The organism is Psychrobacter sp. Pi2-51 (genome assembly GCF_904846665.1).
Taxonomy (GTDB): domain Bacteria; phylum Pseudomonadota; class Gammaproteobacteria; order Pseudomonadales; family Moraxellaceae; genus Psychrobacter; species Psychrobacter glaciei.
The window spans coordinates 61,431-73,066 of sequence record NZ_CAJHBP010000005.1 but is presented as its reverse complement, the minus strand read 5'-3'; the positions used below and the strand labels follow the sequence as shown (position 1 = coordinate 73,066).

General features: G+C 43.0%; 9 protein-coding genes. 8 read left to right on the top strand and 1 reads right to left on the bottom strand.

The features are described from left to right. Positions 1–111: 111 nt before the first annotated feature. On the bottom strand, positions 112–270 hold the full coding sequence (gene hemP, locus JMY08_RS04070) for a hemin uptake protein HemP (protein WP_227672156.1): 159 nt from the start codon (positions 268–270) through the stop codon (positions 112–114). A 273-nt stretch (positions 271–543) separates the two neighbouring features. On the opposite strand from hemP, the gene JMY08_RS04065 reads away from it, so the two are divergent. The 8 genes from JMY08_RS04065 (at position 544) to JMY08_RS04030 (ending at position 11,634) form a co-directional block, all read left to right on the top strand. Next, entirely contained in the window at positions 544–1,626 is a 1,083-nt protein-coding gene (locus tag JMY08_RS04065; RefSeq protein WP_201590981.1) for an NUDIX domain-containing protein, read from the top strand. Between the two features lie 455 nt (positions 1,627–2,081). Further along, on the top strand, positions 2,082–3,293 hold the full coding sequence (locus tag JMY08_RS04060) for a lipocalin family protein (protein ID WP_201590956.1): 1,212 nt from the start codon (positions 2,082–2,084) through the stop codon (positions 3,291–3,293). Positions 3,294–3,568: 275 nt separating this feature from the next. Beyond that, positions 3,569–5,011, top strand: a complete 1,443-nt coding sequence (locus tag JMY08_RS04055; protein WP_201590953.1) for a glyceraldehyde-3-phosphate dehydrogenase — start codon at positions 3,569–3,571, stop codon at positions 5,009–5,011. Between the two features lie 298 nt (positions 5,012–5,309). Beyond that, the gene (cgtA, locus tag JMY08_RS04050; protein ID WP_010200157.1) at positions 5,310–6,521 is read left to right on the top strand and encodes an Obg family GTPase CgtA; all 1,212 of its coding nucleotides are present in this window, start codon (positions 5,310–5,312) and stop codon (positions 6,519–6,521) included. Positions 6,522–6,590: 69 nt separating this feature from the next. After that, positions 6,591–7,763, top strand: a complete 1,173-nt coding sequence (gene proB / locus JMY08_RS04045; protein ID WP_201590950.1) for a glutamate 5-kinase — start codon at positions 6,591–6,593, stop codon at positions 7,761–7,763. 465 nt (positions 7,764–8,228) lie between these two features. Continuing rightward, a complete protein-coding gene (hemE, locus tag JMY08_RS04040) occupies positions 8,229–9,365 on the top strand; it encodes a uroporphyrinogen decarboxylase (protein ID WP_201590947.1) in 1,137 nt (378 codons plus the stop codon). Positions 9,366–9,516: 151 nt separating this feature from the next. Next, entirely contained in the window at positions 9,517–10,584 is a 1,068-nt protein-coding gene (gene argC, locus JMY08_RS04035) for an N-acetyl-gamma-glutamyl-phosphate reductase (protein WP_201590944.1), read from the top strand. A 174-nt stretch (positions 10,585–10,758) separates the two neighbouring features. Further along, positions 10,759–11,634 (top strand): hypothetical protein, encoded by an 876-nt coding sequence (locus JMY08_RS04030; RefSeq protein WP_201590941.1) that lies wholly within the window; start codon positions 10,759–10,761, stop codon positions 11,632–11,634. Positions 11,635–11,636: the final 2 nt, after the last annotated feature.

The window sequence follows — 11,636 nt, the reverse complement described above, 5'->3', positions numbered from 1 at the left end:
CAACAATTGCAACAGTGGCTCGATAGCACTTACCATGTTCTACCTAATAAAACGCTATCCAATAAAAAACGCCTTCATCGAAAGGCGTTTTTTATTGAGGTGTAATTTTAACTATTTGGTCAAAATTAAACGATTGTTGCGGGTTAAGCGTAAGCGGTATTCCTCACCTTCGTGTTCAATACGTACTTCTTTGGTCAAGGCAAACAGATGCTGTGACTGTAAAGTTGGTAGACGGTTTTCGCGGCAGTTCAAGTAACGAGAGATAACCATGCTCATAGTAAATTCCTTTTGATAAAACAGTTGAGTAGTCGACATCAGAGAGTAACAATTATTAACGATAATAATTATCATTTAGATTGAGTTTTTTTGCAAGGTAATTGATAAAATAAAATGCAGTTATTATGTAAACTTATATGAAGCAGTAGTGATAAAGCCCATCTCAAGTGCATTTTCACCAGTTTTGTCTACCTTTTGATTCCATAGCAGACCGCCATTTCAAGTTATTATCAGCAAACAATGAAATAAGCACTTAAGGACAGTATTATGCCAAACTCCTCAAAAATCCCAGCAACGAGTCATCAAAAGATTGTAAATGTCGCTGTCGCTGTTATTCATTATCAAGCACAGTATTTGCTTGGATTCCGCGATGCGGCTCAACATCAGGGTAATCGTTATGAGTTTGTAGGTGGCAAGATTGATGCGGATGAAACCGCAAAACAGGCATTAATACGCGAAGTCGCTGAAGAAACTGGGATCGATATCCATGACAATACTGTCGTCAAACTTGGACGACTGCATCATGATTACGGGGATAAGCAAGTAAGCTTGCAGGTCTATAATATTGAGCTGACAGCGCTACAGTACGAACAGCATCGCCATCTTCGCTATGGCTTAGAAGGGCAGGCGCTAAAATGGGTCAATAAATCTGCGCTATTGGCGGGAGAGTATCACTTGCCTGCTGCCAATAAAACGATTCTTGAATGGTTGCGACTACCCACGCAGTTAGCGATTACTTATCCTTTGGCACACTTTAGTGATCAGCCCAATCCAGCAGCAGAATGGTTGACTTACCACGAGGAAAAGGTAGCGTCTCATGCTTGGCTATACATTCGAGTTAAGGAGTCAGGCTTTGATAACAGCGTAAAGCAACTGATGACTTTGCGTCCAGATATTCAGGTGATTCTGCCTTTTGATTATCACATGCAATCTGTGCAACCCGACTATCAAATCGTTGTTCATCAAGTCGTTGCTCATCAAATCTCTCAGACTGCGCTCATGACATGGTTTAATAATGGGGAGCATGTTTCTGTAGGTGAGCAGACGTCATTTAACGATCGACCATTGATAGTCAGTTGTCATGATGCGGTTAGTATTTATGCTGCCAATAAGCTTGCTAATGCTCGTTTACAGCAGCAGCTACCACCAGTTATCGGTGTTTTTCTGTCACCGTTATTAGCGACCCAAACTCACCCTGATACTGCACCATTAGGTTGGTCAGATTGGTCAGCTCTGGCACAGTTGGCTGATATGCCTGTCATCGGCTTAGGTGGATTGTCACCAGCCATGATTGGGCGAGTCGCTCAGTTCGGTGGTATCAGCGTGGCAGGTATTCGTCAGTTTATTTAGCAATTTGTTTAGGACGTATCTTTATTTTTATCGGGTATTTGTCATAAAAGGTTCATTCAATTAATGGATCTTCTCTATATTTATCCAGCCAGTAACTCTGTGTTTATTCTTTAGCACAAACATAGAATTACTTACAAACCGTTGCGTTTTCCTACATTGCAACACTGTTTTAATCGTAGTGCTGCCATTAAGATAAGCTATCAAATTAGAAAGTGTCCATTAGATAGTGCCGATTAGAAAGTGCCCATTAAAAAGTACCCACGCTATTTTTTATAAATAACGATTTTAGTGTTTATAAGCCAACAATCGGGTCAAGCTGTTTTCACTACTTCTAATAACATTTAATTTTACTCGTATTATTTTTCACATTAGCAGTGTGTTTGAGCAAGAAATTAAATGGTAATCATTTGATAATTGATCAATTTTAACCATCACCACTAATTAATGGTACCTCTATGAAAACCAATAAGTTACCTCAGTCAGCATGGTCTGATTCACAGGCAGCCGGTTCTCAAGCGCAGCAACTCAGCCAATCAAAGGCTCGCTATCCTCATGATAGTGGGCAACATGCCAATAGTGCTAGCAACGATGCTAGCTATGACAGTTATGACGATGAACGTTCAGACCATTTGGCAAGAGATACGTCTCTGCAAGACAGCTATTTTGGATACAAGAGTATCGACAAAAGCCTTACACAGGCAAAAGAGTTTGCTATGATTGAAAACGGTAGTACCGGCAGTAACGATCCAAAAAACAGTGATCCAGAAGATTTTGACACAGCTAACGGCTACAAAAAAGCCAGTGGCTCTCAAAAAATCAACGGTTATAAAAAAGTGCAGAAGAAACAAGCACAAAAAATCAGTGAATTAGACGCATTTAAGTCAGAAGATTACGCTGATACTTCAACAGAAAAACCCCAAAAAACCGATGATTTATCATTGACTACCATTTCATACAAAAAAATACCGGAGCGTATATTCATGAACGGGCTTATCAAGCATACCGGCATTGCCTTAGCGATTATTATACCGTTGGCAGCGTTTTCGGCATATGCCGCACCGTTACCGGCTACAATGTCTGCCAATAAAACCTCTGCTACGGCGACGACTGATAAAGCGACAACAGAGACATTGTCGGTGAAGCCTAGCAGTATCATGCATAGTTCTGCCAATGTACCGACGACCGTCGATAGTGTGGATCTCAAACAATATGCAGGTACGTGGTATGAGATAGGTCGATTGCCGATGTATTTTCAGCGCAATTGTGCCAGTGATGTCACTGCCAATTACACCGAAAAAACAGATGGCTCAGGAATTATAGTCACTAATAAGTGTCAGGCTGAAGATGGTTCAGGCATTGTAGCTGAGGGGTTGGCAAAACCTGCTGACGATACGGGTAGCAAATTGAAAGTCACGTTTTTGCCTTCATGGATTCGCTGGCTACCAGTTGGTCGCGCTGATTATTGGGTGTTGGCACGGGATCCGGATTACAAGACAGCTTTGGTCGGTACACCCGATAAAGGCAGTCTATGGTTGTTGGCACGGTCGCCCAATATCAGTCAGGAAACTTACGCAAAATATCGCCAAATTGCCCAACAACAAGGGTATGATTTAAAAGAATTTAAGCTGACAGCGCACAGTAATCAAACGGTTACTCTGGTGCCATAACCGTCTATAACATTCATGTTTATCAAAAGGTAGCGTAATAAGCTGCCTTTGTTTTTATAATCTATTAAATATACCCTCAAAACGCGTTATAAGTGCTTGCTGATCGGTTAGCACTGGCAAAATAGAGCGTTTTAAGCTAAAATCTAGGCGACCTAAACACTCTGATGAAAATGATTGACATGAATGTTATTCTGTCATTTTATCGGAGTGGTTACTTAGACTAAATTTAATCTATCTGTTTGATACTTTTTCATAATACTTTACTGATCATAAGGATGTTTCTCGTGAGCAATGCTGATACCTTACGCCAACTACATCAAGAGCACTTGAGCAATTACAACAACCAAGAGCAACAAGCGATCGAGCTTATGGGGCTATTGAATAAGCTCTATAATGAGCAAGATGTACAAGTAACATTGTTCGGTGAAACGCTAGGTACTACCTCAGTTGGTCAGATATTAGCACTACACCAAAAAGTAGCACTGCGCGACCATGGCGCTAAGTCTATTGATATCGCTGACACGTTAGCGATGGTAAAAGTCATCGCAGAGAGTAAAGACATTCAAGCCACTCGTATCGATGTTGGTCAATTGATTGCTAATGACACTGACGTACAAGCTGCACTAAAATCTGTCAATAATGCAGGTGCCGTCAATGGCGCGACGGATGTTGTATTGTATGGTTTTGGCCGTATTGGTCGTATTTTGACCCGCCTGCTACTGTCACAAGCGTCAAGTGCAAAAGGTTTGCAACTGAAAGCCATCGTTGTACGTCCAGCTGCTGCTGGTGATTTGGCTAAGCGTATTTCATTGCTTGAGCGTGACTCGATTCATGGTAGATTTTTGGGTGGCATTAGTATCGATGATGACAACAATGGCATGATTATCAATGGTCGTTTTGTGCAAGTGATTTATGCCAAAGACCCTAGCGAAATCGATTACAATGCTTATGGTATCGACAACGCTTTGGTCATCGATAATACAGGTATCTGGAAAGATGAAGCAGGCCTTGGCAAGCACCTACAATCTACTGGTGTGAAAAAAGTTCTGTTAACTGCACCTGCTGGTGGCGATATTAAAAACGTCGTTTATGGTGTGAATAACAATACTATTGGCGACGATACGATCGTGAGTGCTGCTAGCTGTACGACCAACGCGATTACCCCGACGCTTAATGTATTGAACGATGAGTATGGCATCGAAAACGGTCACGTAGAGACTATCCACTCATTCACCAATGATCAAAACTTAGTCGATAATTATCACAAAGCAGATCGCCGTGGTCGCAGTGCAGTTATGAACATGGTGATTACCAGCACCGGCGCAGCAAAAGCAGTTGGCAAAGCATTGCCAGAACTAAGTGGTAAATTAACGGGTAATGCTATCCGTGTACCAACGCCGAATGTCAGTTTAGCTATTTTGAATTTGAACCTTAAAACAGCACCAAAAAGCGCTGATGCGTTAAATAAATTTTTGCGCAAGATGGCCAACAGCAGCACTTGGCAGTCGCAAATTGCTTATACCGATTCTACAGAAGCCGTATCAACGGATTTTGTTGGCACGACTCATGTAGGTATCATCGATGCTCAAGCAACTATTTTGACGGATAATCATGCCATTGTTTACATTTGGTATGACAATGAAGTCGGCTACAGTACGCAAGTATTGCGTTTGGCGACGCAAATGGCTGGAATCAGCTACACTCAGATTCCAGCATAAAAAGTCTAAGGCGGTATCATTTATGCGGTAGTACCTTGCAATCCGTATAGATTCGTCGGTTTTTAGATGCGCTAGTTTTTAGATGCAGTACTTAAGCACCCGATAGTCCGATTGGTTATCGGGTGTTATTGTCATAATGACTACCAAGGGCGGCTTCACACACGGGTCGCAAATATTTTTTAAATTAGTTTTTAAAATTATTGGTTTTTATAACCACACAAACACATAGCTATACCCTAAAATACAGTCACTGACTGTAACCAGTTGATAAACTGGATGGTAAATTAAGGAACGTAAGATGCGATTTATTGATGAAGCCGTCGTAACGGTAAAAGCAGGTGACGGTGGTAACGGAATCGCCAGTTTTCGCCGAGAAAAATATGTCCCACGTGGTGGACCTGATGGTGGAGATGGTGGCAAGGGCGGAGATATTTACGTCATTGCAGAGGATAACACCAACACCCTAGTGGACTATCGTTATACCCGTCGTCACGATGCTATGCGAGCAGAGAATGGCCACAGTAGAAACTGTTCAGGCAAGGGCTCTGATGATTTGTTTTTACCAGTACCTATCGGTACCACAGTAGTTGATACCGAAACTGACGAAGTGTTGGGTGACTTGGTTGAACTTGATCAGACGTTACTGATTGCCAAAGGTGGCGATGGTGGTTTGGGTAATACCCATTTCAAAAGCTCGACCAACCAAGCACCACGTAAGGCTACGTCTGGTTTTGAAGGTGAGTTAAAAGTTCTTAAATTTGAGCTAAAAGTTGTGGCTGATGTTGGCTTGATTGGTTTGCCTAATGCTGGTAAATCTACCTTTATTCGTCAAGTCTCTGCTGCTAGACCAAAAGTTGCTGACTATCCGTTTACCACTCTCGTTCCGAATCTAGGTGTGGTTGATATCGGTCGTCATCGCTCATTTGTGATGGCAGATATTCCAGGTTTGATCGAAGGTGCTTCAGAAGGTGCTGGACTTGGCATTCGTTTCTTAAAACATGTGGCTCGTACTCGTCGTCTGTTACATGTGGTTGATGTAAAGCCAATTGATGGCAGCGATCCGGTAGCCAACGCTTGTGTTATCTTGAATGAACTTGAGCGTTTTTCGCCTGAGTTATCCAACTTACCCCAGATTTTGATATTAAACAAAATTGATCAGGTGCCTGACGAAGAGTTAGATGAGCTTTGTACTCATATTGTCGCCGAGCTTGAGTGGACAGGCGATGTATTTCGCACGTCAACCTTAATGGGTGAAGGGACTGATGCAGTTAAATATCATTTAATGAATGAGATTGAGCGTGAGCGTGAGCGTGAACTAGAAGATCCTATCTTCGCTGAAGCACAAAAAGCACGTTTTGAGCGTTTAGAAGCAGAAGTGCGTCTCAATACTGAAGCCCAGCGTGAAGCATATCGTGCGGCTCGCAAAGCGGCGCGTGAAGGCACAGACTTAGTCAACGAAGACGAACTGGATGACGATGACGATGGTGTTGAAGTCGTATACGTTCCCTAAGTTATTTCGTTTGAGTTGATTTTTTAAATTAACCCCCGTAATTAATCCATAAAAGAAACAGGAGTTTATATGGCAGGTGACATAGAAAACACGACCGAAGAGGCAAGGTTTATTAAGCAAACTCGCAACTTTGATATTCAGCGCGTTATTGTCAAGATTGGTTCATCGTTATTAACTAATAACGGTCGAGGGCTAGATCGTACTGCCATATATGAGTGGGCAAAACAGATTGCTAAGCTGCACAAAAAAGGTGTGGAGGTGCTACTGGTATCGTCAGGTGCCGTTGCTGAAGGTGTGGTACGTATGAACCTTGAGGAGCGCCCTAAGAAACTAGCTGCACTACAGGCCTGCGCTTCTATTGGTCAAATGGGTCTGATTGAAACGTGGTGGTCAGCATTGATCCAGCATGGTATTCAAAGCTCGCAGCTACTATTGACTCATGATGATTTGTCCAACCGTAGCCGTTACCTCAATACGACGGGTGCGCTGACGCAATTACTAGAATGGCGCGTACTACCTGTCATTAATGAAAACGATACCATCACTATTGATGAGATCAAATTTGGTGATAATGACACGTTAGGTGCAATGGCAGCAGCGATGGTCAATGCTGACTTGTATATTATCCTAACCGATCAAGACGGTGTGTTTACTGATAACCCACGTGACAATCCTGATGCCAAAATGATACGTCAAGAGCGGGCGATGGCTGATTACTTGTTTGATATCGCAGGGGATGGTGGCAAGCTCGGACGCGGTGGTATGTTGACCAAAATCCGTGCTGGTCGTCTTGCAGCGATGGGTGGGTGTCCAACCGTTATCGTAAGCGGTGCTATTGATGATGTTATCACTCGTGTCGTTTCAGGTGAGGCAGTGGGTACATTACTGACTACCAACGAAGAAGACAAAATCATTGCTCGCAAACAATGGCTTGCAGCGCATCTGCGCATGTCAGGCAGCTTGATTGTCGATGCTGGTGCAGCTAGAGCGCTGACTGAACACAATAGAAGCTTGCTGCCAGTTGGGGTCGTAGAAGTGCGCGGCGGTTTTGATGAAGGCGATGTGGTAGAGATTATTCATCAAGATACAAACGAACGTATAGCCGTCGGGCAAGTGAATTTTTCATCGCATGATGCGCGACGTGTGGCTCGTGAGCGTACCGAAAGCTTTGATAAAATTTTCGGTAGTAATGAAGAGCGCGTTGTCATGGTACATCGTGACAACTTAGCATTGACGGTATAGTCAATCCTATATAAATTGGATACGGTGTCAGTCTCGCTTAGTCTACTATTTACAGCACTTTTTATAGCACTTTCGCTCCACTTTCTTATATCCAAATTATATTGAACCAACTATATAATTTGGATATGGCCTGTTTGCAGGTGCTGATGAGTCATAGTGATGTGTCGGTTGATAGCTTATATACGTCATAGCATGACTTATCAACGTTTGAAAACTGTCAACATGTAGGCATTTATCAGTATTTAGCAGTAACGAGCACTCAAAAATCTAAGAACCAGTATTACTTAATGATACGAGACGTTTTTGGATTCAAAGACAGCGTTGACTAAAATGTGTCTTTGAATGAAAGCTTAATTATCCAACGTGCAACGCGTTTTATATCCTTTATATTCAACTTATTTTATCCAGCACGGTATTCATTGAAAATAGTAACAATGAATACCGTGCTGCTTTGGAGATTTGTACATGAGTGCTTCAGACCATAGCAACTCGCTTCAGCAAGAATTTGCCCCTTTAAAAAACGACAGATTGCTCCGCGCATTTCGTTTTGAGACGATAGACACCACCCCAGTGTGGATGATGCGTCAAGCAGGTCGTTATTTACCAGAGTACAAAGCCACCCGCGCTGAAGCAGGTGATTTTATGAGCTTGTGCCGAGATACTGACCGCGCAACTGAAGTCACTTTGCAGCCCTTACGTCGTTATGATTTGGACGCCGCTATTTTATTCAGTGATATTCTGACCATTCCTGATGCTATGGGATTGGGTTTGTATTTTGAAGCTGGAGAAGGGCCGAAGTTTAAACACCCTATTCGTACGCAAGCAGATTTAGATAGATTGCCTGTGCTTGATGTGAATGATTCTCTTGATTATGTCATGCGTGCGGTGACAAGTATTCGCAAAGCGCTTAATGGCCAAGTCCCCTTGTTTGGCTTTTCTGGCAGCCCGTGGACACTAGCGACTTATATGATTGAAGGCGGTAGCTCAAAGGATTATCGTTATACCAAAGGCTTTTTGTATAGCAACCCTGCTTTTTTGCATCAATTATTAGATAAGCTTGCTACGTCTGTTATTGACTATTTAGACGCGCAAGTCGTTGCTGGTGCTCAGGTGCTACAGATTTTTGATAGCTGGGGCGGCGCGCTTGGTCATCGTCAGTTTATCGATTTTTCACACGCTTATAATAAGCGCATCGTCGCTGAGCTAAAAGTGCGTCACCCTGATATACCAGTGGTATTATTCACCAAGGGCGGCGGACTATGGCTAGATATCCAAGCAGATAGTGAAGCGGATGCCTTAGGTCTAGATTGGACGATGCCGCTTGATCGTGCGCGTCAGGCGTTGACTGAGAGTCAGCGTCAATTGACTAAGCAGCATAAAAAACTACAAGCTAGCAAAGCGCTTCAAGGTAATTTGGACCCAGCAACCTTGTATGGTTCTCCTGAAACCATCCGCTCAGAAGTAAAATTAATGCTTGATGATGCCTATGCTAACGGCGAAAAAACCGGCTACGTGGCGAATTTAGGTCATGGTATTACGCAGTGGGTCAACCCTGATAATGCCAAAGTATTTATTGATGCCGTGCATGATTATAAAATCTAGCCACTGTTTTATTTAATCACCGTTTTATTTAACTACTCTGCTATTTAGCCACTGGGGTATTTAAATGCTATGATAAATTTGACTTATAAAGTTAAAATCCAGTGTTAGCTATAGCCTAGCAATTACATTATTGAGTAAAAGGGGATATCTTATGATTTCAGCAGCAATCGTCGGTGGCACAGGGTATACAGGTATTGAGCTGATTCGCTTACTATCCGCTCATCCTGAGGTTTCTATTGATTTGCTAACGTCACGTAGCGAAGCTGGTACACGTGCTGATGAGATATTCCCAAGCTTACGCGGTATCTCAGACATCGTCTTTAGTGACTTGGGTGATGATACACTTGCAACGTTGCAAAAATGTGATGTGGTATTTTTTGCCACGCCACACGGTGTCGCGATGAAGCAAGCGGAAGCATTGACTCAAGCAGGCGTGCGAGTCATCGATCTGGCGGCTGATTTTCGTTTGCAGTCTTTGACGGAGTTTGAGCATTGGTATCAACAGTCGCATACATGCCCTGAGTTATTGAAGACAGCTGTTTATGGCCTACCTGAAGTCAATCGCCACAAGCTTGCAAGCGCCTTAGTAGTAGGGAACCCTGGCTGTTATCCAACCACGGCTATTTTGGGACTAAAACCCATTATTGACGCGCAAAACAAGCAAGCAGCACGCTTGATCGACGCACGTATCGTTATTGATGCCAAATCTGGTGTTTCAGGGGCGGGACGTCAGGCAAGTTTGGCGCTTAATTATGCGGAAACGACAGACAATTTTAAAACTTATAGCGTTGCAGGTCATCGCCATTTGCCAGAGATTGAGCAAGGAGTTGCGCAATTATTAGACAGTCAGTTTAGCCATCGCATTCGCTTTTTACCGCATTTAGTGCCAATGATTCGTGGCATGTTAAGCTCCATCCATATGGAGATGACTGAGGAAGGTGCGGCTATCGATTGGCAACAAGCATTTGAAGAGTGCTATGCGTCAGAGTTGTTTATTGATGTCATGCCAAAGGGTATCTATCCTGATACGCGCAGTGTACGTGCCAGCAACCGTCTGCGGATTGCGGTACATCAAGACAATGACCGTGCTGAACTGACGGTTATCGTGGTACAAGATAACTTAGTAAAGGGCGCGGCAGGGCAGGCGGTACAAAATATGAATGTAATGTTTGGTCTTGATGAATCACTGGGATTGAATTTCGCGCCTATTGTTCCTTAATATTAGGGCGTGTTGAACGTTCATAAATAAGCACTGTCATGGTCGAGGGATCAAACATAACCTATTAAGTTACCTCATTTTTTTATTGTCACATCGTTCATATTGATGGTGCTAGGTATTGATTATAAATTCCGCTATAATAACCTGCCCTTACTGTTAAGAGATACTGTCTAAATGCGTGTTAAGATTGTACTACGCTTTTGCTCACAGCCAGCACGTTTATCGTGCCAAGACGCTATTTCATACAAATTGGAGCGTAGCCGACATTCTTTACAAGTCAGTAATGGCACTATCGATAGTCGGAATAGCCTCAGTGCGAGCCAAACAGGTGCTTCGACACTGGTACTGGCGCTTTTCGTCGTGGCCATATTAGCGACAGCTATTGTTGGGTTGGTGTTTGGTCACAAGCTTGGCTATCAGCGCGGCTTTCATGCGATGCAAACTGAGACCAAACAAGCGATTATCAACAGCACTGAGGCAACTAAAGAGCTGAAAGATCTACGTGTTAGCAATAAGATTGCCACGAGTGAAGCCGCCACTGCCAAGCAAGAGCTGGCGATAAGTTTGACAAATTTAGAAGAGTTACGCGCCACACAAAAAGAATTAACCATTGAAAACAAACAAGTTACCCAGCTTAATGAGCTTTATACTGAGGTGATTAGTGATAATGGTGGCATGCCACTACAGATAATTGGCGCTAATATTAAGCCGTTACCTGAGAACGCTTTCGAGTATGGTTTTGATGTCGGTATGCTGAGTAAAGATGGCACTGCCAAACGTTTAACACCAATTTTGACATTAATTGACAATGATGACTTTGTGGAAGTACCACTAGATCCTGCCAGTTATTCGATCAAAGGTATTGTACGTATTCGTGGTCGCTTCATGATGCCATCAGGATTTAAGCCTTTACAGGCCAAACTGACTTTAAGAGCTGGTGGGCAACAAAAAGAACAGCTGTATGATTGGAGGCTTGGCGATAGGGTCGACAATATGCCGCTCTCCCTATTAGACTTGCCAGAAGTAGATGAAAGTCCTATTGAACCTTGATT

Bases quoted from the DNA above. Each gene is read 5' to 3' on its own strand.
- hemP (WP_227672156.1), bottom strand. From the start codon at position 270: ATGGTTATCTCTCGTTACTTGAACTGCCGCGAAAACCGTCTACCAACT.
- JMY08_RS04065 (WP_201590981.1), top strand. From the start codon at position 544: ATGCCAAACTCCTCAAAAATCCCAGCAACGAGTCATCAAAAGATTGTA.
- JMY08_RS04060 (WP_201590956.1), top strand. From the start codon at position 2,082: ATGAAAACCAATAAGTTACCTCAGTCAGCATGGTCTGATTCACAGGCA.
- JMY08_RS04055 (WP_201590953.1), top strand. From the start codon at position 3,569: ATGTTTCTCGTGAGCAATGCTGATACCTTACGCCAACTACATCAAGAG.
- cgtA (WP_010200157.1), top strand. From the start codon at position 5,310: ATGCGATTTATTGATGAAGCCGTCGTAACGGTAAAAGCAGGTGACGGT.
- proB (WP_201590950.1), top strand. From the start codon at position 6,591: ATGGCAGGTGACATAGAAAACACGACCGAAGAGGCAAGGTTTATTAAG.
- hemE (WP_201590947.1), top strand. From the start codon at position 8,229: ATGAGTGCTTCAGACCATAGCAACTCGCTTCAGCAAGAATTTGCCCCT.
- argC (WP_201590944.1), top strand. From the start codon at position 9,517: ATGATTTCAGCAGCAATCGTCGGTGGCACAGGGTATACAGGTATTGAG.
- JMY08_RS04030 (WP_201590941.1), top strand. From the start codon at position 10,759: ATGCGTGTTAAGATTGTACTACGCTTTTGCTCACAGCCAGCACGTTTA.